Here is a 23,488-nt window from a genome sequence, read left to right as displayed (position 1 = left end):
TCCATTTTCCACCTACTCGGGTTCCGATATCGAATTCCGATACTGATCTGAACGAGCGTACCTGAGTACTGTGCGCGGTGCTGCGACAGCAGATCGCGACAACCGATATCGTACATCAATATCGGATTACGATATCTTAGTCCTGGATGATGGGGAGGCGAGCTGTGGAGACGGACTCGGTGTTCGAATTCATCGACGTCGTCGCCGAACGCGGTGGGGTCCGAGCATTGGACGGATTCACCGCCGCCATTCCGGGGCGGGGGGTCACGGTGGTGTCCGGACCGTCTGGCTCCGGCAAGTCCACCCTGCTGCGAATGTGCAACCGACTGGACGTGCCGACGAGCGGGACCGTGTTGTTCTGCGGCAACAGCGTCGCGACTATCGACCCATTGCTGCTGCGGCACCGGGTGGGCATGTGCTTCCAACGTCCGACCCCGTTTCCCGGCACGGTGGCCGACAACCTGCGGGTCGCCGCGCCGGATGCGTCGGACTCGCGGATGGTCGATGCGCTGGCCCGGGCGGCGCTTACCGGATCGGGGAACCGTTCGTGGTTGGACCGCGACGTGACGTCGCTGTCGGGTGGGGAGGCACAGCGCATGTGCTTGGCCCGCACCCTGATGGCCAAACCGCACGTGTTGTTGCTCGATGAGCCGACCTCGGCGGTGGACGCCGAGGCGGCCAAGCTCATCGAGCGCGCTGTCCGGGAGCTGGCCGACGATGGGATCCCGGCGCTGTGGGTGAGCCACGACCCGATGCAGGTGCAACGGGTTGCCGATCGGGTGTTACGTATCGACCAGGGCCGGTGCGTTGGGCTGGCCCCGGTCGGGCACACCCCGGACAATGGGTCGGTGCCGCGATGAACGTCCAGGTCAGCTGGATCGGTTTGGCCACGTCGCTGGCGTTGGTGCTGCTGGCGGCGGGGATTTCGTTATGGCAGCGCTTGGGTCTGCAACGCCAGGTGCTGTGGGCGGCGGCTCGTGCTCTGGTCCAGCTGCTCCTCGTGGGCGGTGCGTTGACATTGCTCTTCGATTCGGACCATTCCCTGTGGTGGTCGTGGGCGTGGCTCGCCGGCATGATTGCTTACGCCGGGGACGTCGCCCGCAGAAGGGCGCCGGAAGTGCCGCGATTGGCGTCGTTGGCCGTCGCTGCCTTCGCCGCGACCGCGGCGATCACCTTGGGCGTGATTTTCGGGCTGGGGGTGTTCCCGCTCCAAGCCCGGACCGTGGTGCCGATCGCGGGGATGATGATCGGCAACTCGATGACGGCGATGGTGCTGGTGGCGCGCCGGCTGGTCGACGAACTGCGCGACAAGCGCGACGAGGTCGAAGCCAGACTCGCGCTGGGGCAACCGGCGCGCCAGGCCGCTGTTCCATACCTACGGATCGCGTTGCGGTCGGCGATTTCCCCGCAGATCGAAACCACCAAGGCCACCGGGCTGGTATTCCTGCCGGGTGCGATGACCGGACTCATCCTCGCCGGCGTACCCCCACTGCAGGCAGTGCTGGTCCAGGCGGTGGTGATGTTCCTCATCCTCGGGTCGGTTGCGGCCACCACTGTCGTGGTGGCCCTTGGCCTCGTCCGCCTCGTGTTCACCCGCGACCATCGGCTAAAGCCGCTTGGCCACCGGGTCGAAACGCCTGGTCCGGTCCGCCGCTCGAAGCGATCTACGTCATGACCGGGCACACCCGGGCCGGCCAACCCACCGAGGATCCGCTTACACAATGGCCGTAATGTGTAACGGGTCGGATCTATTCTGGATTCGGGCCTAACCCCCGACAAGAACCCGAGACAAGCCCCAAGACGAGCCCCCAAGACAAGCCCCCAAGACAAGCCCCCAAGACAAGCGAGGTGGGCGGAATGACAGCCTCCGACCAAGTCAGCGCCACGGCCAGTCACACCGACCGCGCCGAGCTCGTAACCTACGAGACTCTCGACGAGGGCCGCATCGCCCGGATCTGGCTCAATCGGCCCGAGGCGCACAACGCGCAGAACCGCACTCTGTTGGTCGAACTCGACGAAGCGTTTTGCCGTGCCGAGGCCGACGACGCCGTTCGTGTGGTGATCCTCGCGGCGCGCGGCAAGAACTTCTCCGCGGGTCACGATCTCGGGTCGGAGGAGGCGATGCTCGAACGGCGGCCCGGACCGGCTCAGCACCCGACCTTCCGTTCGCACGGCGCCACCCGCGACCCGGTCGTTGAGAAGCTCTACCTGCAAGAGTGGCACTTCTATTTCCAGAACACCTGCCGCTGGCGCGATCTGCGCAAGATCACCATCGCCCAGGTGCAGGGAAACGCAATCTCAGCCGGACTGATGCTGATCTGGGCCTGTGATCTGATCGTCGCCGCCGACAACGCGAAGTTCAGTGATGTGGTCGCGGTGAGGCTGGGTATGCCGGGTGTCGAATACTATGCCCATCCTTGGGAATTCGGCCCACGCAAAGCCAAAGAGCTACTGCTGACCGGTGATTCGCTGGACGCCGAGGAGGCCTACCGGCTTGGCATGGTCTCCAAGGTCTTCCCGGCCGACGAACTGGCGGACAAGACGTTGGAGTTCGCGCGGCGCATCGCCGAGCGACCCACGATGGCTTCGCTATTGGTCAAAGACTCGGTGAACGCGGCCTCCGACGCGATGGGGTTCACCGAGGCGCTGCGGCACGCCTTCCACGTCCATGAGCTGGGCCACGCGCATTGGGCAGCGCACAACGAGAACCGATACCCGATCGGCTTGCCACCCGACGTCGAAGACTGGCGCACCGCGCGGCCGACGAAGGTCGCCCGGCGCGATACTCCGTAGCGCACCGTTATCGTGCGGCCGGTGCAACGGTCGGCGGTGGTGGCGCGGGGGAAGGTGATGCGACACCGACGGCCGCATGGTTCGATAGCTAGAACCTGTTTCAGTGTCGGCGTGAGGGGCCCAAGTGCAGTCTTTCCAAGACCGGACGTACCTGGTCACTGGTGGTGGCAGCGGAATCGGCAAGGGGGTGGCCGCCGGCCTGGTCGCCGCCGGAGCCGCAGTCATGATCGTTGGCCGCAACCCGGACCGGCTAGCGGCGGCCGCCAAAGAACTCGAGGTGGTCAAGGGCTCCAACATCACCGGTGACGCGGTCCGCTACGAGCCCGCCGACATCACCGACGAGGACGAAACCGCTCGTGCCGTCGACGCGGTGACCGCATGGCACGGGCGGCTGCATGGGGTGGTGCACTGCGCGGGTGGTTCGGAGACCATCGGTCCGATCACCCGAATCGACTCGGACGCGTGGCGGCGCACTGTCGACCTGAACGTCAACGGCACCATGTACGTGCTCAAGCACGCCTCACGAGAGCTGGTGCGCGGCGGCGGCGGGTCATTCGTCGGGGTCTCGTCGATCGCGGCTAGCAACACCCACCGATGGTTCGGTGCCTACGGAGTCACCAAGTCGGCCGTTGATCACTTGATGAGATTGGCTGCCGACGAGCTAGGCCCGTCCTGGGTGCGCGTGAACAGCATTCGCCCGGGCTTGATCCGCACCGATTTGGTCGCGGCAATTACTGATTCGCCGGAGCTCAGCGCGGACTACCGAAGCTGCACGCCGCTGCCAAGGGTCGGCGAGGTCGAAGACATCGCCAACCTGGCAATGTTCTTGCTCAGCGATGCCGCCGGCTGGATCACCGGACAAACCATCAACGTCGACGGCGGGCACATGTTGCGGCGTGGCCCGGATTTCTCGGCCATGCTGGAACCGCTGTTCGGCGCCGACGGGTTGCGCGGCGTGGTGTGACCGATGAAACGCCTGGAGGGCAAGCGGATCCTGGTAACCGGCGCTGGATCGGGAATCGGCCAAGCTAGCGCGCTGCGTCTCCTGGAGGAAGGCGCCGCGGTGGTTGCCGCCGACATCGCGGCGGAGGGCCTGGCCACGACGGTGGCTCGGGCGGACGAGGCCGCGACCGGGGATCGGTGCACCGCGCGTCAGATGGATGTCGCAGACGAGACGTCCGTGGTCGATGGTGTGCGGTCGGCCATCGACACGCTCGGTGGCCTGGACGCTGTCGTCAACGCGGCCGGCATGCTGCGTGCCGCACACACCCACCACACCAGCACCGAGCAGTGGAATCAGATCATCGCGGTCAACTTGACCGGCACCTTCCTGGTGGTCCGCCAAGCTTTGCCGGCATTGCTGGACAATCCGCGGAGCACGATCGTGAACTTCAGTTCCACGTCGGCTTCCTTCGCGCATCCCTACATGGCGGCGTATTCGGCGAGCAAAGGCGGAGTCCAGGCCCTGACCCACGCGCTGGCGCTCGAGTATGCCCGTGCCGGGCTACGTGCGGTTTGCGTGGCGCCGGGCAGCATCAAGTCTGGGATCACCGAGGCTACGGGAGGCTATATCCCGTCCGACGCCGACTGGTCGTTGTTTTCCCGGCTGTTGCCCATCCTGCCCACCACCGAGGAAGCCAGCGGCACGGGAATGGCTGATCCCGCCGCGGTCGCGGGTGTGATCGCCATGCTGGTCTCCGAGGACGGCGCGTTTATCACCGGTACCGAAATCCGCATCGACGGCGGTACGCACGCCTAAGAGACGCTGACCTCGTCGAAAGGTGTCGAAAGGTCTAGTTGACGCAGGGTACGCCGCCGCCATCGATGGGCTTGCCCTGATCGGGCGTCGGGAAGGTGGTGGTGGTGTAGCCGTTGTAGTACATGTCGGAGCTGCTGGACGTCGTGGTCGTCGTTGAGCTGGTGGTGCTGTCATCCGCTGCGAACATCGAGACGTAGGTGTCCACTGTTACTCGGACGTGTCCGGGCTCGATGTCGGGGTCCGGCTCGTCGGCAGCGTCGATGCTCAATAGGGAGGAGAGATTCTGTGCGTCGGTCTGGGCGCCCGCGCCGTACTGGATGGTGCTCGCCCACGGCTCGCCGGAGTTGCGGTCGCGAACTTGGCCGGAGGTGTAGCCGCGCTTGCTGAGGTCGCGAGACACCTGACTCGCCAGTCCATCGATGCTGCCGGCATTAACCACGTCGACGACGGTGGATGGATCGGGCTGGGTCGCCGTCGTTGTGGTGGCGGCGGTGCCGATCGCCGCCGCGACCTCATCCTTGATCGCGCTCGGATCGACGATGTTGACGTCCTGGCCGTCGATGTTGTCGTAGCGCACCACGGGCAGCGTCCGGAACTCGACGTTGTCGCCGGCGAGATCGCCCATGCGGCGGAGCAGGTCCTCGTCCCATCCGGCCGACAGCACTACGTCTTTGCGCGCCACTGCCATCAGGCTGTCGAGCCTGTCCAAATTGGTGAACGTGCCCGAGTCTTGAAGTTCCCGCATGACCGACGAAAGAAACGCCTGCTGGCGGTGGGTGCGATCCAAGTCCCCGTTCTCCAGGCCGTGACGTTGCCGGACAAAGGCCAGCGCCTCGGAGGCGTCCAGCCGTTGGCGCCCGGCAGCGAAGTTGGCTCCGGAGTAGGAGTCGTAGACGGAATGGTTCAGGCACACCTCGACGCCGCCCAGTGCCTGGGCCAGATCGTAGAAACCCGCCAGATTGATCTCGGCGAAGTAGTCGATCGGGACACCGGTCAGGTTGCGTACGGCACGCAAGGTTGCCGCGCGGCCGGCTTCGCGGCCTCGGGTCTCGAGCTCGCTCTGAGAGCTCACGCCCCGCTCGGCGAGCTTCTCGGCGACGTATTGCTTGGTGAGCCCGTACGCCTCTTTGATCTTGATGTGGGTGTAGCCCGGAACGCCGGTGAAAGGCACCCAGTCATCGCGGGGAATCGAAAAGGCGACGACCTTACCGTCGGTCCCGATGTGCACAAGTATCAGCGTGTTCGTGTTGTAGCCGCCATCGTCGGAGGTGCCGGCGTGCAGCTGCCTCAAGATCGACCACGGCAGGTCGTTGCCCTGCTGATCTTTGCGGGAGTCCAGCCCGATCAACAAGATGTTCATACTGTCGTCGCTGGAGCGCGGGTCGTCGGCGCTCAGCGCCTGCGAAATCGTGATGCCGCCGAGGGTGCCGTGCGCTACCCAATATCCTGCTCCGGTCATCACCAGGGCCACGGCCGATACCAGCGTCATGAAGCTGCGGACCAGCTGCCGGCGGATCCGCGACGGTTGGCGAACAGCACGATGGCGGTGGCGACTTCCCCCGGAGGCTACGCGCGAAGTTCCGCCGTTACCTGCCATCACGAGCGTCGACCAATCACCAGCGGACCGACTGGCGCGCTGCCAGCGGTGTGCGGTGATGTCGCTCGACTCATGCCGTCTAGTATGCGTGAGCTTGCTACTAAGGCCCAGATCAGGGGGTCGGATGTGGCCAGACTCACCCCGCGAGCACCGTGGATGGGCCGGTGGATGGGCCGGGTCCGGCGAGCCGGCCCAATTTCCGCTACCAGCACGTTTCTGGCTAGAATTCCAAGCTCGAAAGCACTGGGGAGCTATCGGGAGCGTACCGGAAGGTACAGGGAGGGCTAGTGGCTCGCGAGATCAACCCGAAGTGGCCTCCGCCGGCCTACGAGCCGACCGATGATGTGGATACCACTGCGCCGGCGGAACGCGGTTCTCGGCGTGGGGTGTGGCTGGCCGCGGTGGTGGTCATCGTCGGTATCGGTGCCGTGATCGTGGCGTTCGCCGGTATGCATCGCAAGCAACTAACCGCGAACCCGACCCCGGCGCCAACGATGACCATCGTCCCGCCGAGCAGCTCGTCGGCCGGCGCGGACGATCGCGCCGGCCCCTGTGGGCCGGACGAAGCGACGGCGGTGAGAAGTGCGCTCGGCCAGCTTCCCCCCGATCCCACGACCGGTCGGCCGTGGAGTGGTACGCCGGAGCAGAGCAATTACGATCCGTGCGCGGACTTGTCGGCGGTGCTGGTGACCGTGCAAGGCGCCACCAACAGCTCGCCCGACCAGGCGTTGATGTTTCATCGCGGCGAGTTCGTCGGAACCGCGACACCGGCGGCCTATCCATTCACGGATTTGGTCGGCCCCGCGTCCACCGACGACATTGTGGTCCTCACCTATCGGACTCTTCAGAGTTGTGACACATGCGAAGACGGGACCTTGACGATCGTGGGTTTTCAATGGCGCGGGGACCACGTGCGGACGCTCGATCCGCTGCCGGAGCTGCGCGAATCTCCGCCCTAGTCTCCCGGTACCGGCACCGTACTGGTCTTTGCTGACCCTCACTGACCCTGGAAGGGAGCACCACGTGGCGACTTCGCCGCCGGCAGGTTGGTATTCCGATCCTGGCGGTTCGGGGGGACAACGATATTGGGACGGCGAACACTGGACGGAACACCGTCGGTCTGACCCGTCGGCACCCCCGTCGCCGCTGGCAGCCCTCGCGGGCGGTGTCGGGCGCTTCTGGCTTCGGATGCCGGCGGTTCTGCGGTTGGCATTGCCCATCGTGGTGGTGCTGGCACTGGTTGGGTTCGCGATCTACGTGTGGGTCCGGCCGCCGGAAAGTGTCTGGTCGCAGTTGCCGAAGCGACTCGACTGTCAGTTGCAGGCCGGGTCGACGCCGCCCCCGAGTATCACCATCGCCTCGGTGCAGGTCGGGCATCCGCGATCAGGTGTTCTGCAGCTGGTGGTGAGATTCGCCGAGCCGCTGCCCCCGCCGCCGTCGGGTTCGCTCGCATCGGGCTTCGCCGGCTATGTCCTGACGTTCACCATCGCCAACAATGGCGAGGACTTCGTCGAGGTAGGCCCGGAAGAGGATGCCGTTGACCTCGCCATCAGAAAGCTCTCCGATGACGAAGACGCTGAGCTGAACATGCGGGCGGACCTGGACACCAACGCCCGCCGGACTACTCCGCAGACGGTAGAGATCAACCTCGATCTCGGGCGACTAGGGGTCGGTCACCAGCTTGTGGTCCCCGAGCTGACGCTCGGCGCGGAGTTCAGCACGCCGTCGACGGTCACCGTGGAGTTCGCGTCGCAGGTGTGTCGGGGCCAGCGGCCGGGCTGATGCAGACGGGTTCTGACGTCGCGTCCCTCCCGTTGGAGCAGGCGTTGACCGAATTGGAAAGTTCGGTGCAAGGGCTGACGTCGGAGCAGGCGCACTCGCGACTTCGGCGCTATGGACCCAACGAGATCGCCGAGAAGCGACGAAGCCCGGTGCTGACGTTTCTGGGTTACTTCTGGGCGCCGATTCCCTGGATGATCGAGGCCGCGCTGGTGTTGTCGATCGTTACCCGGCACTGGGCGGACAGCGCGATCATCGCGGTGTTGTTGGTGATGAATGGTTTGGTGGCGTTCACCGAGGAGCATCAGGCCGCTGGCGCGATCGCGGCACTCAAACAGCGATTGGGCTCATCGACGCGGGTGCATCGTGACGGTGTGTGGGTAACGGTTGCGGCCCGGGAGCTTGTGCCGGGCGACGTGGTGCGAGTGCGGCTGGGTGACGTCGTGCCTGCGGATCTGCGGATCCTGGACGACGTAACCGTGAAGGTGGACCAATCGGCGATGACCGGCGAATCGCTGGCAGTTGCCCGTGGGCGTGGGGAAGTGCTGTATTCGGGGTCGGCGCTCGAGCGCGGTGAGGCCGACGCGGTGGTCTTCGCGACCGGGGCATCCTCCTACTTCGGCCGGACCGCAGCGTTGGTGGAGACGGCGGGAGCGGCGAGCCATTTTCAGCGTGCGGTGCTGCGCATTGGCAACTATCTGATCGTCATGGCGGTGGCGTTGGTGGCGCTGACGGTGGGGGTGTCGCTGCTGCGCGGTAATCCGGTGCTGCAGACGTTGGAGTTTGCCTTAGTCGTCACGATCGCCTCGGTTCCGGTGGCGCTGCCCGCGGTCTTGTCGGTCACGATGGCGGTCGGTGCCCGCAAGCTCGCGCGTCAGCAAGCTGTGGTGAGCCACCTGCCCGCCGTCGAGGAACTAGGCGGAATGGATCTACTGTGCTCGGACAAGACTGGCACGCTCACCCAGAATCGTCTCGCCGTGGCCGACCGGTGGACGGCCGACGGTTTCTCCGACCAGGACCTGTTGCAGGTGGCCGCGCTGGCCTCGCGCGCCGAGGACAATGACCCCATCGACGCGGCGGTGCTCGCGGCCGCGGCCGCCTCGCCCGATGGCAGCGTCGAGCAGTTCACCCCGTTCGACCCGGTAAGCAAACGGGCCGAAGCCCTCGTGCGCGATGCCGCCGGGCGACGGTTTCGGGTATGCAAGGGCGCGCCGCAGGTCATCGCCGCGCTGTGTGAGCGCGACAGCGCCGCAGGCCAGGTCGCCGGTGTGGTGGATCGGTTCGCCGGCCATGGGTACCGATCTCTTGGTGTTGCCCGCACCGACGATGACGGGGCCTGGCGGGTGGTCGGTGTGTTGGGTTTGGCCGACCCGCCGCGTGAAGACTCGGCGCAAACGATCGCCGCCGCCCGTGAACTCGGGGTTGAGGTCAAGATGGTGACCGGGGACCAAGTCGCGATCGGGCGGGAGATCGCGCACCGGGTCGGGTTGGGAGGGGAGATTCTCGATGCCGCCATGTTGGACGCGGCCGACACCGACGGCGAAGTGGTCACTCGGGTGGAGGCCACCGATGGCTTCGCCCAGGTGTTTCCCGAGCACAAGTACCGGATCGTGCGAACGCTGCAGGCCCGGGGGCACATCGTCGGGATGACCGGCGACGGCGTGAACGACGCTCCCGCGCTCAAACAGGCCGATGCTGGGATTGCGGTGGCCGGGGCCACCGACGCCGCACGCGCGGCGGCCGACGTGGTGCTACTGGCTCCCGGTTTGTCGGTGATCGTGGCGGCGATCCGCCAGGCCCGCGAAATTTTCGCCCGGATGACCAGCTACGCGACCTATCGCATCGCCGAAACCATCCGGGTGTTGTTGCTGATCACTCTGGCGATCGTGATCATGAACTTTTTTCCCGTCACGGCAGTCATGGTGGTGCTGCTGGCGTTGTTGAACGACGGCGCGATCCTGGCGATCGCATACGACCGAGTCCGTGGTTCTGCACAGCCTGCTGCCTGGGACATGCGCAGCGTTCTCACCGTGGCCACGGTGTTGGGTGTGATGGGTGTTGCGGAGACCTTCCTGCTGTTCGTGGTCGCCGACCGGATGTTCGGCCTGGACCGCGACCTGATCCGGACCCTGATCTACCTCAAGCTTTCCGTCTCCGGACATCTGACCGTGTTTGTCACTCGCACGCGCGGCGCCATGTGGTCATCCCCGGCACCCGCACGGGTGCTGTTGCTCGCGGTCATCGGGACCCAGGTCATCGCAACCTTGATCGCCGTCTATGGGCTCCTGATGACGCCCCTCGGCTGGGGTTGGGCCGCCATCGTCTGGTGCTATGCCCTGTTCTGGTTCCTCATCGAGGACCAGGTGAAGCTAGTGACCTACCGTCTGCTGGGCAGTGGTTCGAAACTGCGGCGTGCGCCTGCTGCGTCCTAGCATGGCTGGCCGGCGAGCCGCTGGGGGCGCGGTGATCATCGGGGGTCACGATTTCTACGCCCGAGGTGTAATACACACCAAGGTCGAAGCCCAGCAGGTGTTCAAGCAGGAAAATGCCGAGGGGTTCGACCTCGTAGAAATAGTGCGCGTTGCCACGCGCATCCACTGCGGTGGCGCACGAGCGGCCAGGAGCGCCGCACCTTTGCTTGATCGGCATCGCCAGGGCGCCGATCACCAGCGCAACGGCGATCCAGATCGCGACTGGGGTTTTCGTCAAATTGCGAACCCGGTTTCCGACGGCGGCATTGCTGCTGGCAGTGTATGCGGCTCCATGGGCGCGCTGCCCGGAAGCACCGCGCCGGCACGACCGTAGGTTCGCGCGAGCTGGCTCGAGTTGGCTAAAGGTCAGAGGTGGGCTGAAGCTGGCGTCCTCATTCGTGCACCGCGCAATGGCGGCCAGGTCGTCATGGCGGATCATTGCACGCCGGATTCCTGGATGCGTCGGCAATCGAGGTGTCCGGCGATCAGCCGCCGAGGCGGTGCGCGGTGGTCCGTGGGTAGGTGTCAATGCGAAGATTGCTGCCCGTGACAGGTAGTTGGGTCTCCATTCTGACCGGGCTGGTACCGCTGGCTCTGGTCGTCGCGCTGTCGCCGCTGACCGTCATCCCGGCGGTGCTGGTCCTGCACGCACCGCGACCCCGCCCGGCCAGCCTCGCCTTTCTGGGCGGCTGGCTGCTGGGCCTTGCCGCGGTGACCGCGTCGGCTGTCGTTGCATCCGGCGCCTTTGGCGGCTTGCACAGGACGCCGCCCGCATGGGCATCCTGGCTCCGCGTGGTCCTCGGGTCGGCGTTGATCGCTTTCGGCATCTTCCGCTGGCTGACCCGGCATCGCGAGACCGAGACGCCAGCCTGGATGCGTACCTTCGCCAAGTTCACACCGGTGCGCGCTGCGGTGGTAGGCGCCGCGCTCGTGGTGGTAAGACCCGAGGTATTGATCATCTCCGGGGCGGCCGGATTCGCCATCGGAAGCAGCGGGCGCGGCGTTGCGGGTGCGTGGTTCTCGGTGGCCTTCTACGTCGCATTGGCGGCGTCCACGGTCGCGATCCCGATACTCGGCTATGTGGCTGCCGGTCACCGACTCGACGCTGCGCTGGAACGGCTCAAAGTGTGGATGGAGAAAAACCATGCCGGGATGTCCGCGGCCGTGTTGGCGGTGATTGGTCTGTTGGTTCTCTACAACGGCATTCACGCGCTGTAGCCAGCAACGGCTGATCAGCACGCGCCCTAGGATCTTGTGATGACCTCTGGCTGCCCGTGACGGCGCTCGATATCCATGGCACCTGAACCGTTCTCGATCCGCGGGATGGGCGGCGTCAGGATCGCCGCCGACCGGTTGGGGGATCCGAGAGCGCGCGCCGTGGTGTTCTTGCACGGCGGCGGCCAGACGCGCCGCTCGTGGAGCCGGGCTGCCGCTGTTGTCGCCGAGCGTGGGTGGCAAGCCGTCACGGTCGACTTGCGCGGCCACGGTGAATCCGATTGGTCAGGCGACGGCGACTATCGCGTGGTCAGCTTCGCCGGCGACATCCAGGAAGTGCTGCGCCAGCTGCCCGCGCGCCCGGTGCTGGTGGGTGCCTCTTTGGGTGGGTTCACCTCGATGCTGCTCGTGGGTGAGCTGGCGCCGGAGATCGCCAGCGCCGTCGTCCTGGTGGACATCGTGCCGGACATGGACCCCTCGGGAGCGACCCGTGTGCACGCCTTCATGGCCGACCGCATCGAATCGGGCTTCGGTTCACTCGACGAGGTCGCCGACATGATCGCCGAGTACAACCCGCATCGACCCAGACCGGCTGATCTGGATGGCCTGCGGACCAATCTGCGCCGCCGCGGCGATCGGTGGTACTGGCATTGGGATCCGCAGTTCATCAGTGGCACCGCGGCTTTTCCCCCGATCGAGATCATCGACACCGATCGGATGAACGCCGCCGTCGCCGCCATCCTGCGCGATCGCGTACCGATGCTTCTCATCCGGGGCCAAATGAGCGACCTCGTCCGCCAGGAGACCGCTGATGAATTCCTCGCCCGCTTCCCGCAGGTCGAGTTCACCGATGTCGGCGGTGCCGGGCACATGGTGGCCGGCGACCGCAACGACATCTTCGCGCAGGCCGTCCTCGAATTCCTCGCACGCCATGTCGATGCGGGATAGCGCTGACCGTCGTGCTAGCACGTCGACCCCTCGTAACGCGACGTGCAGGCTGGCTCGAAGAAGCGACGCTGTCGTGGTCTTCCTGTGCTGTCGTGAGCCAGTAGAACCCACTCTAATCCACTAGTTTCAAAAATGGAACGTCGTATTGAAAATAATCCTACTTGTTCGGAAAAGGGCTCTTGATCTGATATTGAGGCTGATTGACTGGTTCCGAACCAAAAGGTAGCGTCGGTGAAATGCCGAGGCGAACACGCGCCGGGAAGGATCTTGGCCGCGTCCTGGAGTGGCTGTTGAATCGCGACGTTCCAGATGCCGAAATCGCTTCCGCTCTCGACCTGGCGAAGGCCACCTACTCCCGGCGCAAAGACGCCGACGATTTCCCCAGCTACGCGGAACTGATCGCGCTGGGGGAGTACTTCGGCCTTTCCGCTCGCGTACTGCAGATCGCCTTCAGCTGGCGCGGAGAGGACGAGCTGATCCTTCTCGATGTCGAGGAGATGCGCCAATACATGGACCAAGCCGGGGTCGCGTTATTCGGCAACGAGCGGATACGGCGCTACCTCGAGGAACGAGCGAGCGATGACACCCCGCTGGCCTTGGCGATCCTGAAAATGGCGGGGATTGACGCCCCGGAGCGCGCTAGCTGATCGGCGGGCGGCGCAATCTAGCTCGTCGGCGAGGTCGGAGCCGGATGCCGGTGGGACCAGGGACGCGCTTCTTCGAGTTGCGCCGCCAATTGGAGGAGATCGCCGTCGGCGCCCAGCCGTCCGACAAACTGCACGCCCAACGGCAGCCCGGCATCCGTCCAATGCAGCGGCACGCTGATGGCGGGGCGCCCCGTAAGGTTCGCGAGCTGTGTGTAGGGCACCCAACCCAGGCTCTCCTGAATGAGCTCGTCCATGATTCCGCTGAGCGCCATCACTTTTCCGGCGCGCAACCTGCTCATGATCCGGGCTGCCATCTGCAAGCGCTGCGACGTTGTGGTGGCACCGACCATAAGCGGTGCAGTGGCCAGCGTGGGGGTCAGGAAGTAGTCGTGGTTCTCGTGGAACGCCGCCAGGGACTGGACGTAGTTGTTTGTGTTTTCCAGTGCGAGCATCGGCGCCTTGATGCCGGCTGATCGGCCGAGCTCCGACATGGCCAGAGTGTCGGCCTCAAAGTCGCTGTCGCGGGCGCCGATTCGGCGTTTGATCTCGACGACTTGCTGGTACAGCTGCCCGAACCAGATGGTGAGGAAGTCGCGCGCCAATGCGGCGTCGTCGTAGGGCGGCTTGACCTCCTCAACCTGGTGGCCCAAGTCGCGCAACAGCGTCGCCGCCTCGTCGACTGCGGCGATCGCTTCCCGGTCGGGATGATGGTTAATGGCAGAGGAAGTTGAGTAGCCAATTCTCAGGACGCCCGGACGATCCTTGATGTGCTCGACGAATGGACGGTCGGGAAGCGCGACCTGATAGGCCGCGCGCGGATTGGGGCCAATGATCGCGTCATAGAGGGCGGCGCTGTCGCGGACGGTGCGCGAAACGACACCCTGGGTTGCCATCCCGAACATCGACTCCCCGGTTTGCGGGCCGTAGGGTGCCAATCCCCGGCTGGGCTTGAGGCCGATGAGCCCGTTGCAGGCGGCGGGAATTCGGATCGATCCGCCACCGTCGTTGGCTCCGGCCGCCGGGACGATCCCCGCCGCGACCGCCGCTGCCGATCCACCCGACGAGCCGCCGGGCGTCCGTCCGGTATTCCACGGGTTTCGAGCCGGACCCCAGTAATCGGATTCGGTGACGCCCTTGGCCCCGAACTCGGGGGTGTTGGTTTTGCCAAAGATCACCAGACCCGCATCCAAGAATCGCTGCGTGACCAGCGCGTGTTGGTCGGCTACGTCGTTGGCCAGCGAGCGGGACCCCGATGAGGTGGGGAAACCTCGATACTCCTGCGCGAGGTCTTTGATCAGAAACGGAACACCGGCAAGCGCCCCCTGCAGATCCGGATCCGCGGCTTGGGCGTCGGCGACGTCGTCGAGCCGACCAACGATTGCGTTGAGCGTGGTATTGACCCCGTCGGCGCGTTGTCGCGCCAGGGTGAGGAGTTCGGCTGGGGTGACGTGCTTGCGCTGCACCAGCTCGGCCAACGCCGTCGCATCCAGCGACATGTACTCGTCAAGATGCATTGGCCGATCCTATGATCCGCGACGCCGACCAGGGAACACGAATCCTCGTCGATCCCCGCAACTGCGGCCGATTTCGACCGCTGAACGCCTGGTCCACGACCCGCTGCGAGCGCCAGAAGAGACACCAAGCCATCGTTTCGGGTTTTCGTATGAAAAGACTTATTGCGGCGGCATGCGCGAGCGTGTGACGATTGCGCTAATGAAGGACCTCCAAGGCAAGGTGGCGGTCGTAACCGGGGGAGCCGGGGGCATCGGCCGGGCCATGGGCAGGCGGTTCGGCGCGGAGGGCATGAAGGTGCTGTTAGCGGATCTCCTCGCCGAACCGCTGGATGAGGCGACCCGGGAACTTGCCGGCGAGGGCATCGACGTGGCCGGCGTGGTCACTGATGTCACCGATCATTCCTCGGTCGAGTCCCTGGCCCACGAGGCGCTCCAGCGCTTCGGCGCGGTTCACGTGGTGTGCAACAACGCCGGCACGGGCGGGGTCTCCGAAGGCTATATGTGGGAACACGACCTGGCGGACTGGCGCTGGGGGATCGACGTCAACGTACTGGGCGTCATCCACGGCATCAAGGCCTTCGTGCCCATCCTGCTGGAGCAGGGGGAGGGGCACGTCGTCAACACCTGCTCGGGTAACGGCGGATTCGCGCCGATTGCTCGCGGCGCCACCGGCGGGCCGGCCATGGCGGTTTACCCCATGACCAAGGCTGCGGTGCTCTGTCTTACGGAAAGCCTCTACACGCACCTGGAGATGACCGGGACGCGGGTGCGGGCTCATGCCTTGTTTCCCAGCGGCTTCTTGAACACCGGCATCTGGGAGTCGTGGCGGCACCGGCCGAAGCGCTACGCCGCGACCCAGGACCGTCGCACACCCGAGCCGACACTGGCAGAGGTCGTGGCGCGCTTCGAGGCCGGCGGCGTACGCGTCGAATTCACCCCGCTGGAGACTGTCGCTGACCAGGTGATTGCCGGAATCCGGGCGGACCGCTTCTGGATGATGGGTCCGCCCGCCCCCACCGAGGAGGTCGTGAGCCGCAAGGCGGCATCAATCCTCGCCCGCAGCGACCCCGACTACCTGGTCGACGTCCTCAGCCAGACCGCCGGCAGGGGGCCGGACACCGAAGGAGGAAACCAATGAGCACCGCCGCAGTCCGCTACGGTCCCCGCCCACCCGAGGCGCAGGTCGACCACGAAGTCGACGCCACCAAGGCGCCGATCGCCACCGAGGCGGTGACCGTCAGCTACCTCACCGATCCGGAGGTTGTCGCGGCGGTGCTGCCCAAGCCGCTGGAGCCGGCCGAGGAACCCCTGGTGCGGGTCCAGGTTCAGCGGGTCCGGATAGCCGGCAAGCCGCCGTTCGGGTCGGCAGTGTTCTCGGTGACCGCCCGGCACGGCGACCTCCACGGCGACTACCCGCTGCTCATGCCGCAGTCGACCGAACAGTCGGTCACGGGTGGGCGCGAAACGTTCGGCGAGCCCAAGAAGCTGGCCGACATTCGGGTGGAGCGTGTTGACGATCGCGTCACCGGGCTCGTTGACCGCCTGGGCTATCAGCTCATCAGAGTGGAAGGCCAGGTCGCCGGCCCGGCCGAGTTGCCGCCCGACCGGATGGACACCGAGTTCTACTTCAAGTTCCTGCGTGCCCCCGACGGCGACGGCATCACCGACCCCCACCTCGTCTACGGCGAGTACCACCGGCACTACGAGCTGCTGGAGAATATCGACGGCACTCTGGAGCTCGGAGAATCGCCAATTGACCCGATAGCCGATGTCGTGGTCCGCCAGATCAGGTCGATCACCTGGTGCCGTCGGCGCACCATCCAGGTAGGGCGAATCGCGGCACGCGTGCCGCAAGAGTGGCTGCTGCCGTATGTGCACCAGCGCTACGACGACCCGGCCGCGTTGGCCGCCCCGATCCCCGAGCCGGCGCGGGTATAGCTCATGGACCGGTACCCGGTCATTTCCGCTGACTGTCACGCCGGCGCCGACCTGCTCGATTACCGCGACTACCTCGATCCGCGGTACCGGGAGGAGTTTGACGGCTGGGCGGAAACATATGTGAACCCGTTTGCCGACCTCACCGACCCCGACGCCGAGCGCAACTGGAACAGCGATCGCCGCAACGGTGAGCTGGATCGGGAGGGCATCGCGGGGGAGGTGATCTACCCCAATACGGTGCCGCCATTCTTTCCGCACGGAAGTCTGGCCGCTCCACCGCCGCAAACCCCGCGAGAGCTGGAGCTGCGCTGGGCCGGGCTGCGTGCCCACAATCGCTGGCTGGCCGACTTCTGCAGTTTGTCTCCCGATCGGCGCGCCGGGGTGGGCCAGATCCTGCTTGGGGACCTCGACGAAGCCGTCGCTGAGGTGGCACACATCGCCAAGCTGGGCCTGCGGGGCGGGATGCTGCTGCCCGGGGTCGTCCCCGGTACCGGCATCCCCCCGCTCTACGCCGAGCATTGGGAGCCGCTGTGGGCGGCGTGCGAGGAAGCCGGCGTCGTGGTCAACCACCACGGCGGCAGTGCCGGACCGAGCCCGACCGATGGGTGGGACAGCTCGTTCGCGGTCTGGGTGTATGAGACACACTGGTGGGCACACCGGGCGCTGTGGCACCTGATTCTGAGCGGCGCCCTCGATCGTCATCCGGACCTCACCGTGGTCTTCACCGAGCAGGGCGCGGGGTGGATACCGGCGACCCTCACCTCGCTCGACGTTGCAACGGTCCGCTATGGGCGACCGAATTCGGCGATCGCCCGCTTCGCCGGGCCTACGGCCGGTTCCCTCACCCTTAAGCCCAGCGAGTACTGGAACCGACAGTGCTACGTCGGTGCCAGCTTCCTTCGGCCGGTCGAGTGTGCCGAGCGTCATGACATCGGCGTCGACCGGATCATGTGGGGAAGCGACTACCCGCACCTCGAGGGGACCGCGCCCTATACCCGCGAAGCGCTGCGTCACACCTTCAGCGACGTCCCGACAGACGAGGTGGCGGCCATGGTGGGCGGCACCGCGGCGGCCGTGTATGGCTTTGACCTCGAGGCGCTTGCACCGCTGGTCGACCGGATCGGCCCGACTGTCGCCGAGGTCGCCGAGACACTGCCCGCCGTGCCCGCTGACGCGAGCAGCACCGCGTTCGAAGCCGACCCCATACGCGCCTGGTAGCGAAAGGATCAATGTGAACCCCATGAACCCCATGAACCCCATGGACCCCTACGTCATCATTTCCGCAGACTGCCATGCCGAGCTGCCGACCGAGCAGTACCGCGAGTACGTCGACCCGGAATACCGAGAGGATTTCGAGGAGTACCTGCTCGAGAAGGCTGCCGCAGCGCAGGTCGGTGGGTTCATCGACGAGGAGTTCGCCGAGCAATGGTTCTCCGAGCATGGAGACGGTATTGCCGGCGGATGGGACGTCGGCTTGCGGGACAAAGAGCTCGACGGTGACGGCGTGGTCGGCGAGGTCATTTTCCCCGACGCCGACGCCGTGTCCGGGGTCGCCGGAGCTCCGTTCGGGGCGGGTCTGGCTCAGTCGGGCGACCTCGACCCGGGGCGGGCCATGGCTGGAGCGCGAGCGCATAACCGCTGGTTGGCCGAGTTGTGTAGCCACAGCCCGGAGCGGCGGGCCGGGGTCGCGGTCGTGCCGATTCTGGCCGACGTCGACGCGGCGGTGGCCGAGATCAGCCGAGCCGCCGAGTCCGGGCTACGGGGCGGGATCATGATCCCTGCGCTCTGGGGCGGCTACCCGCCTTACCACGACCGCCGCTACGACAAGGTCTGGGCTGCCTGCCAGGACCTGCAGATGCCGGTGCACACCCACGTCGGCGCCGCCCCGCAGGAGGAGTTTGGCGGGCACCTGGGCATCTATGTCACCGAGGTGCGCTGGTGGGGGGTCCGCCCCCTGTGGTTCGCGCTGTGGTCGGGGGTGTTCGAGCGCTTCCCTCGGCTGCGATGGGGGGCCACCGAGTGCGGGGCGTTCTGGGCCAATGATCTGCTCTGGCTGATGGACACTCGCTACTTGCGTGAGCATTCCGCCAAGAAGATGAGCCGTCAGCTGGAGGGCGATCTGACGATGCCGCCCTCGGCCTATTTCGACCGCAACTGCTTTATCGGGGCCACCACCACGGAGCGCCGGGAGCTGGCGCGGCGCTACGAGATCGGTGTCTCGAACATGCTGTGGGGTAACGACTTCCCCCATCCGGAGGGGACTTGGCCGCATACCCGGGAGTGGCTGCGCCGCTCGTTCTGGGACATCCCCATCCAGGAGACGCGACAGATCCTGGGTCTGGAGGCGGCTGAGGTGTACAACTTCGACATGGGCGCGCTGGCTGGCCTGGCCGCGCGGATCGGCCCGACTCCGGAAGATCTGGGCCAAGACGACAGCGTCAGCATCCCCAAGTGGGAGGCGGCGCGCGCTGCGGGACGTCATTGGCTGACAGATGCGGAGCCGCTGGCCGACGTCGCGACGGACTCGGCAACGGGCTGAGAATCCGCGCCGGCGCGGCTTGCCGCCGGCCAAGGCGACGTGAGGGATCAACCGATACCTGGCGGGTGCCTATGTTTTTCGGAGCAGTCCGGTGACCGCTGCGGCCAATAGAGCCAGTAGCACATATGCGGTGAATTTGAGCATCGGCAAACCGACTGTGAGCCAGAGAGTGGCGTCAGGTGCCACGACCCACTTCGATTCGATGACCTCACCGGCGGCCGGCAGCACGTGGTTCAGCGCAAAAGTGACCGGGGTGAAGCAGGGATGACCATGAAGTTCAGGATTCTTACTAACAATGGTATGCCGCTCATCACAGTAAAATTGGGCGGCGACCTCCCGCTCCGCGGGGTTTATCTTCGCGACCACCTCGTGGGGCGGACGGATGTCACCCTGATTTAACACCACCAGCAACGACCCCACCGCCACAACCACAAGCAGCCACCCCGCGGCCCACCACGGGTGATAGCCGTTGCCCACCAGCAACCCGTAGATCCAGCGAACCAATTTTGCCGGCCACGGGGACTGTTTGGTCGTCTTGTTCGCTGCTGCGTACCGTAGATGTCGGGCAGCTGCTGGATCACCGTTGCGGTCATAGACGTTGGCCAGCTCATACCAGGGCTGCACAGGTGTGAATGCTTTCGGGCCGCGTCGGTGGGCTTGATCTTTCGACGGCGGCGCGGTGTTGAGCCAATTTTTAGCACTGCGGCAATCATGCCGAAGTGGTCCGTGGATATCACCGAGTTTCCAACCCGTGGCCACCACAGGCGGCGGCTGGTTGGACGCGGTGACTAGATCCTCGATGTCCGCCCGGTCCAACACGATTGACCCCTCCACCGTTTTGGGCGCCAGCGTCAACACGCTGAGCTTTGCCGTCTTCAGGTTGAGGGCAACGCCATTGGGGTTGGTGAGTGTGGCGCCGGTGAGGTCGAGTTGGCCTTTGATGGTGGCATCCCAGGCGCGGATTTCTCCGGCGGCCCGGAAGCCGTCCGTGGCGATCACCCTATCGCCGATCTCAGCGCCGTTGAGGCTAAGGGCGCGGCCGTTGGGGTTGTTGAGTGTGGCGCCGTTGAGCCTGAGGTCGCCGTGGATCCTGGCCCCCATGACGCGGATCTCTCCGCTGGCGTGGAGGCCGTCCCCGGTGAACACGTTGCCGGCGATTTCGGCGTCGTTGAGGTTGAGGGCGCGGCCGTTGGGGTTGTTCAGTGTGGCGCCGCTGAGGTCGAGTTGGCCCTTGATGGTGGCATCCCAGGCGCGGATTTCTCCGTCGGCGTGGAAGCCGTCCCCTGCGACCAAGCTACCGCCGATCTCGGCGCCGCTGAGGCTGAGGGCGCGGCCGTTCGGATTGTTGAGTGTGGCGCCGCTGAGGAAGATTTGGCCTTTGGTCCTGGCCGCCATGGCGCGGATCTCGCCGTTGGCGTGGAAGCCGTCCCCGGCGAACACGCCACCACCGATCTCGGCGACGTCGAGGCTCAGCGCGCGGGCTTTGGGGTTGTTGAGTGTGGCGCCGCTGAGGAACAGTTGGCCTTTGATCCTCGCATCCCAGGCGAGGATTTCTCCATTGGCTTCGAAGCCCTGCCCGGCGAACACGCTACTGCCGACGTCGGCGCCGAAGAGGTTGAGGGCGCAGCCGGTGGGGTTGTTGAGTGTGGCGCCATTGAGGTCGAGTTGGTCTTTGATCCGGACATCCCAGGCGCGGATTTCCCCGTTGGATTCAAAGCCGTCCCCGGCGAACACGCCACCACCGATCTCGGCGACGTCGAGATTGAGGACGCGGCCGCTGGAGCTATTGAGGGTGGCGCCGCTGAGCCTGAGGTCGCCCTTGATGCTGGCCCCCATCGCGCAGATTTCTCCGTCCGCCCGGAAGCCGTCCCCGGCGAACACGCCACCACCGATCTCGGCGACGTTGAGGACCAGCGCGGCACCGTCGGGGTTGTTGAGTCTGGCGCCGCGCAGGTCGAGGTCGCCGTGGATCCTGGCCCCCATCGCGCAGAATGCACCGGTCGATTCAAACCCGTTCCCGGCGAACATTGATCCCGCTATCTCGGACCACTCCACGTCAATACCGGGCAGATGAGTCCCCCGGAGATTCAGAGCAAGAAAACTCGCCCCGGTTGCGCTAAGCATCGCTTCGAGCGAGCAATCGATCAGGTGGAGCGGATGGTGAAACACCACATAGTCCAAGTCCAGCACGTCAACGAAGCGCGCACCCCTAATCCGCAGACCTCGGCTGTCGACGTTGAGGCCCGTGCATGTGAGAACTGCGCGTAAGGCGGCAGCGGGGACCTGCCGCTCCGGGCACCAGGTCGCCCCATTCGCAGGTTCAAGGGCTTCTCCGGGAGCCAAGTCCACGCACTGCCCAGACTCGGCGGCCTCCGTCAGCCGAGCGACCCAATCCTCTTCGCTAGCCGGCGGCGCGCTCGAGCTGGCATCGCTGTCGGGCACGGCCGTCGGCGCCGTACGCATATCGCAATTCAACCACCAAACAACACGACCTAACAGGTGATCTTGACCCAGTTTGGTGACCATGATGCTGCGAAGTCGATCAGCATGCCCGAAGGCCAGAGCCCCCTGTCAGGATTGAACTGACGACCGCTCGCTTACAAGGCGAGTGCTCTACCACTGAGCTAAGGAGGCCGGATTAACCGGGTGCAAGCCTAACCGCTCGCTATTCGCTGTCGATCACTCGTTCCGAGCGCGTCGACCGCGATGAGGAACGGCGCGGCGGACGGCGCCCGGGTAACGGGATACGCTCAGCGATGTTGCTGAGCGGGTTGACCACCATGGTCAATGCCGTCACGGCGTCCTGCAAGGTGGCGATGGCAGGCTCCAAGGCTTCCATCCCGGGCGCCAGTCTCGACATCGTGTCGGCGAGGTCGGTGAGTTGTTCGAGCGGGCCGTCTTCGGCGGTCAACGTGTCGATCAGGCCGCCTTCGGCGAGTAGCCGCTCGGCCACCCCATCCTCGGACAGCAGCCGCTCGATGATCCCGTCCTCTGCGACGATCCGATCAGCCACCCCGCCCGGTTGCAGGGCCCGCTGTAGCCCACCGCCCTCAGCGGTCATGCGGTCGAGCAAGCCGCCGGGCGCTGTCACTAGATCGACCAGCCCACCCGGGCGAAGCAAGCGGTCCAGCGGCCCGTCGGGCGCGATCGCGCGCCCCAACGGCATATCCTCGTCCAGCAGCCGGGATAACCGGTTGGCGCGGGCCAGCGCGTCGTCGATTCCCAGCATGTTGGAGATTGCGTTCGAGCTGGTGTCGCCGTCATCGCCGAGCGCCCGCTTCGCCATGGTCAGGCCGGCGCCCGCGAGGTTCAAGCTGGTCTCCGTGGCGGCCAGCCCGATGCGAGCCGGTGCGGTCGCGATCGTCACGAGTGCCTTTTCGAGGCTCATTCTCCGAGTGTATTCGCGGCTCGGGCATGTCGAATTCGTCAGGGTCCATGCGGTCGCGAGGATTCCTGGCAGACTATTGGCAGACCACTGTCACCGAGTTCCCAGGAATTACACAATGATTGTGAAGCTATCTTTCAGCCAATGGGGAAAGGTGTCGATCTCATGACAGCGGGTACCCCAGAACTGACTACGCCGGAGGGGCGCATCCTCGTCGTCGACGACGAGGCCAACATCATCGAACTGCTGTCGGTGAGCCTCAAATTCCAGGGGTTCGAGGTCCACACGGCGACCAACGGAGCGCAGGCCCTCGATCGAGCCAGGGAAATCCGGCCGGACGCGGTAATCCTCGACGTGATGATGCCCGGGATGGACGGCTTCGGAGTGCTGCGCCGGCTGCGCGCCGACGGTATCGATGCCCCGGCCCTGTTCCTGACGGCACGTGACTCTCTGCAAGACAAGATCGCCGGCCTGACTCTCGGCGGTGACGACTACGTGACGAAGCCGTTCAGCTTGGAGGAGGTGGTCGCGAGGTTGCGGGTCATCCTGCGACGTGCCGGCAAGGGAAGTACGGAACCTCGCAATGCACGCCTCACGTTTGCCGATATCGAACTCGACGAGGAGACCCACGAAGTCTGGAAGGCTGGGCAGCCCGTGTCGCTGTCGCCCACCGAGTTCACGTTGCTGCGCTACTTCGTGATCAACGCGGGCACTGTGCTGAGTAAGCCGAAGATCCTCGATCACGTGTGGCGCTATGACTTCGGCGGCGACGTCAATGTCGTCGAGTCGTATGTGTCGTACCTGCGCCGCAAGATCGACACCGGGGACAAACGGCTGCTGCACACCTTGCGCGGAGTGGGGTATGTGTTGCGGGAGCCGCGATGAGCGCGCGTGCTGACTCGG

The 23,488-nt window shown here is 65.6% G+C and carries 21 protein-coding genes and 1 tRNA gene; 17 read left to right on the top strand and 5 right to left on the bottom strand.

Going from position 1 to position 23,488, the window contains the following annotated elements; genetic code table 11:
* The first annotated feature begins 164 nt into the window (after positions 1–164).
* From F6B93_RS20100 to F6B93_RS20080, 5 genes are all read left to right on the top strand, one after another.
* The gene (locus F6B93_RS20100; RefSeq protein ID WP_246540885.1) at positions 165–860 is read left to right on the top strand and encodes an ABC transporter ATP-binding protein; all 696 of its coding nucleotides are present in this window, start codon (positions 165–167) and stop codon (positions 858–860) included.
* Positions 857–1,675 carry an ABC transporter permease gene (locus F6B93_RS20095; protein WP_211696642.1) on the top strand — a complete coding sequence of 273 codons (819 nt, stop codon included), beginning with the start codon at positions 857–859 and terminating at the stop codon, positions 1,673–1,675. The genes F6B93_RS20100 and F6B93_RS20095 overlap by 4 nt, the downstream gene beginning before the upstream one ends.
* 182 nt (positions 1,676–1,857) lie before the next feature.
* Positions 1,858–2,793, top strand: coding sequence for an enoyl-CoA hydratase (locus tag F6B93_RS20090; protein ID WP_211696641.1), 936 nt, complete (start codon positions 1,858–1,860; stop codon positions 2,791–2,793).
* 124 nt (positions 2,794–2,917) lie between these two features.
* Positions 2,918–3,757 carry an SDR family oxidoreductase gene (locus tag F6B93_RS20085; protein ID WP_211696640.1) on the top strand — a complete coding sequence of 280 codons (840 nt, stop codon included), beginning with the start codon at positions 2,918–2,920 and terminating at the stop codon, positions 3,755–3,757.
* 3 nt (positions 3,758–3,760) lie between these two features.
* Positions 3,761–4,552 carry an SDR family NAD(P)-dependent oxidoreductase gene (locus tag F6B93_RS20080; RefSeq protein WP_211696639.1) on the top strand — a complete coding sequence of 264 codons (792 nt, stop codon included), beginning with the start codon at positions 3,761–3,763 and terminating at the stop codon, positions 4,550–4,552.
* Positions 4,553–4,586: 34 nt separating this feature from the next.
* On the opposite strand, the gene F6B93_RS20075 is transcribed toward F6B93_RS20080, so the two are convergent.
* Complete coding sequence (locus F6B93_RS20075; protein WP_211696638.1) at positions 4,587–6,149, bottom strand: LCP family protein; 1,563 nt, start codon at positions 6,147–6,149, stop codon at positions 4,587–4,589.
* Between the two features lie 287 nt (positions 6,150–6,436).
* Between F6B93_RS20075 and F6B93_RS20070 the strand changes: the two genes are divergently transcribed.
* The 7 genes from F6B93_RS20070 (at position 6,437) to F6B93_RS20040 (ending at position 13,209) form a co-directional block, all read left to right on the top strand.
* On the top strand, positions 6,437–7,108 hold the full coding sequence (locus F6B93_RS20070; RefSeq protein WP_211696637.1) for an LppP/LprE family lipoprotein: 672 nt from the start codon (positions 6,437–6,439) through the stop codon (positions 7,106–7,108).
* A gap of 64 nt (positions 7,109–7,172) precedes the next feature.
* A complete protein-coding gene (locus tag F6B93_RS20065; RefSeq protein ID WP_211696636.1) occupies positions 7,173–7,931 on the top strand; it encodes a DUF2510 domain-containing protein in 759 nt (252 codons plus the stop codon).
* Positions 7,931–10,360, top strand: coding sequence for a plasma-membrane proton-efflux P-type ATPase (locus F6B93_RS20060; RefSeq protein WP_211699631.1), 2,430 nt, complete (start codon positions 7,931–7,933; stop codon positions 10,358–10,360). Before F6B93_RS20065 ends, F6B93_RS20060 begins: the two co-directional genes overlap by 1 nt.
* A gap of 31 nt (positions 10,361–10,391) precedes the next feature.
* The gene (locus F6B93_RS20055; protein ID WP_211696635.1) at positions 10,392–10,733 is read left to right on the top strand and encodes a hypothetical protein; all 342 of its coding nucleotides are present in this window, start codon (positions 10,392–10,394) and stop codon (positions 10,731–10,733) included.
* Between the two features lie 194 nt (positions 10,734–10,927).
* Positions 10,928–11,617: a GAP family protein gene (locus tag F6B93_RS20050; protein ID WP_211696634.1), complete on the top strand. Its 690-nt coding sequence runs from the start codon at positions 10,928–10,930 to the stop codon at positions 11,615–11,617.
* Positions 11,618–11,692: 75 nt separating this feature from the next.
* Entirely contained in the window at positions 11,693–12,562 is an 870-nt protein-coding gene (locus F6B93_RS20045) for an alpha/beta fold hydrolase (protein WP_211696633.1), read from the top strand.
* Positions 12,563–12,798: 236 nt separating this feature from the next.
* A complete protein-coding gene (locus F6B93_RS20040) occupies positions 12,799–13,209 on the top strand; it encodes a hypothetical protein (protein ID WP_246540883.1) in 411 nt (136 codons plus the stop codon).
* 17 nt (positions 13,210–13,226) lie between these two features.
* Here the strand turns inward: F6B93_RS20040 and F6B93_RS20035 are convergent, their stop codons facing one another.
* The gene (locus F6B93_RS20035) at positions 13,227–14,723 is read right to left on the bottom strand and encodes an amidase (protein ID WP_211696632.1); all 1,497 of its coding nucleotides are present in this window, start codon (positions 14,721–14,723) and stop codon (positions 13,227–13,229) included.
* Positions 14,724–14,895: 172 nt separating this feature from the next.
* Here F6B93_RS20035 and F6B93_RS20030 point away from each other — a divergent pair, with 172 nt between their 5' ends.
* From F6B93_RS20030 to F6B93_RS20015, 4 genes are read left to right on the top strand one after another with little or no spacing between them, the layout of a single operon-like run.
* Positions 14,896–15,861: an SDR family NAD(P)-dependent oxidoreductase gene (locus F6B93_RS20030; RefSeq protein ID WP_425518475.1), complete on the top strand. Its 966-nt coding sequence runs from the start codon at positions 14,896–14,898 to the stop codon at positions 15,859–15,861.
* Positions 15,858–16,661: an acetoacetate decarboxylase family protein gene (locus tag F6B93_RS20025; protein ID WP_211696631.1), complete on the top strand. Its 804-nt coding sequence runs from the start codon at positions 15,858–15,860 to the stop codon at positions 16,659–16,661. Before F6B93_RS20030 ends, F6B93_RS20025 begins: the two co-directional genes overlap by 4 nt.
* Positions 16,662–16,664: 3 nt before the next feature.
* Entirely contained in the window at positions 16,665–17,879 is a 1,215-nt protein-coding gene (locus F6B93_RS20020; RefSeq protein WP_211696630.1) for an amidohydrolase family protein, read from the top strand.
* Positions 17,880–17,910: 31 nt separating this feature from the next.
* The gene (locus tag F6B93_RS20015; protein ID WP_211699629.1) at positions 17,911–19,200 is read left to right on the top strand and encodes an amidohydrolase family protein; all 1,290 of its coding nucleotides are present in this window, start codon (positions 17,911–17,913) and stop codon (positions 19,198–19,200) included.
* A 69-nt stretch (positions 19,201–19,269) separates the two neighbouring features.
* On the opposite strand, the gene F6B93_RS20010 is transcribed toward F6B93_RS20015, so the two are convergent.
* The 3 genes from F6B93_RS20010 to F6B93_RS20000 form a co-directional block, all read right to left on the bottom strand.
* The gene (locus F6B93_RS20010) at positions 19,270–21,663 is read right to left on the bottom strand and encodes a pentapeptide repeat-containing protein (RefSeq protein WP_211696629.1); all 2,394 of its coding nucleotides are present in this window, start codon (positions 21,661–21,663) and stop codon (positions 19,270–19,272) included.
* A gap of 99 nt (positions 21,664–21,762) precedes the next feature.
* Positions 21,763–21,834: transfer RNA gene (locus F6B93_RS20005), tRNA-Thr, on the bottom strand.
* A 31-nt stretch (positions 21,835–21,865) separates the two neighbouring features.
* A complete protein-coding gene (locus tag F6B93_RS20000) occupies positions 21,866–22,588 on the bottom strand; it encodes a hypothetical protein (protein WP_211696628.1) in 723 nt (240 codons plus the stop codon).
* Between the two features lie 141 nt (positions 22,589–22,729).
* On the opposite strand from F6B93_RS20000, the gene phoP reads away from it, so the two are divergent.
* Positions 22,730–23,470: a two-component system response regulator PhoP gene (gene phoP / locus F6B93_RS19995; RefSeq protein WP_211696627.1), complete on the top strand. Its 741-nt coding sequence runs from the start codon at positions 22,730–22,732 to the stop codon at positions 23,468–23,470.
* Positions 23,471–23,488: the final 18 nt, after the last annotated feature.

The organism is Mycobacterium spongiae, from assembly GCF_018278905.1.
Classification (GTDB): domain Bacteria; phylum Actinomycetota; class Actinomycetes; order Mycobacteriales; family Mycobacteriaceae; genus Mycobacterium; species Mycobacterium spongiae.
Note: the sequence above shows the minus strand (reverse complement) of the source record. Positions and strands in the feature narration are given on the sequence as shown.

Bases quoted from the DNA above. Each gene is read 5' to 3' on its own strand.
- F6B93_RS20095 (WP_211696642.1), top strand. From the start codon at position 857: ATGAACGTCCAGGTCAGCTGGATCGGTTTGGCCACGTCGCTGGCGTTG.
- F6B93_RS20090 (WP_211696641.1), top strand. From the start codon at position 1,858: ATGACAGCCTCCGACCAAGTCAGCGCCACGGCCAGTCACACCGACCGC.
- F6B93_RS20080 (WP_211696639.1), top strand. From the start codon at position 3,761: ATGAAACGCCTGGAGGGCAAGCGGATCCTGGTAACCGGCGCTGGATCG.
- F6B93_RS20075 (WP_211696638.1), bottom strand. From the start codon at position 6,149: ATGGCAGGTAACGGCGGAACTTCGCGCGTAGCCTCCGGGGGAAGTCGC.
- F6B93_RS20060 (WP_211699631.1), top strand. From the start codon at position 7,931: ATGCAGACGGGTTCTGACGTCGCGTCCCTCCCGTTGGAGCAGGCGTTG.
- F6B93_RS20050 (WP_211696634.1), top strand. From the start codon at position 10,928: ATGCGAAGATTGCTGCCCGTGACAGGTAGTTGGGTCTCCATTCTGACC.
- F6B93_RS20045 (WP_211696633.1), top strand. From the start codon at position 11,693: ATGGCACCTGAACCGTTCTCGATCCGCGGGATGGGCGGCGTCAGGATC.
- F6B93_RS20040 (WP_246540883.1), top strand. From the start codon at position 12,799: ATGCCGAGGCGAACACGCGCCGGGAAGGATCTTGGCCGCGTCCTGGAG.
- F6B93_RS20035 (WP_211696632.1), bottom strand. From the start codon at position 14,723: ATGCATCTTGACGAGTACATGTCGCTGGATGCGACGGCGTTGGCCGAG.
- F6B93_RS20030 (WP_425518475.1), top strand. From the start codon at position 14,896: ATGCGCGAGCGTGTGACGATTGCGCTAATGAAGGACCTCCAAGGCAAG.
- F6B93_RS20025 (WP_211696631.1), top strand. From the start codon at position 15,858: ATGAGCACCGCCGCAGTCCGCTACGGTCCCCGCCCACCCGAGGCGCAG.
- F6B93_RS20020 (WP_211696630.1), top strand. From the start codon at position 16,665: ATGGACCGGTACCCGGTCATTTCCGCTGACTGTCACGCCGGCGCCGAC.
- F6B93_RS20015 (WP_211699629.1), top strand. From the start codon at position 17,911: ATGAACCCCATGGACCCCTACGTCATCATTTCCGCAGACTGCCATGCC.
- F6B93_RS20010 (WP_211696629.1), bottom strand. From the start codon at position 21,663: ATGCGTACGGCGCCGACGGCCGTGCCCGACAGCGATGCCAGCTCGAGC.
- F6B93_RS20000 (WP_211696628.1), bottom strand. From the start codon at position 22,588: ATGAGCCTCGAAAAGGCACTCGTGACGATCGCGACCGCACCGGCTCGC.
- phoP (WP_211696627.1), top strand. From the start codon at position 22,730: ATGGGGAAAGGTGTCGATCTCATGACAGCGGGTACCCCAGAACTGACT.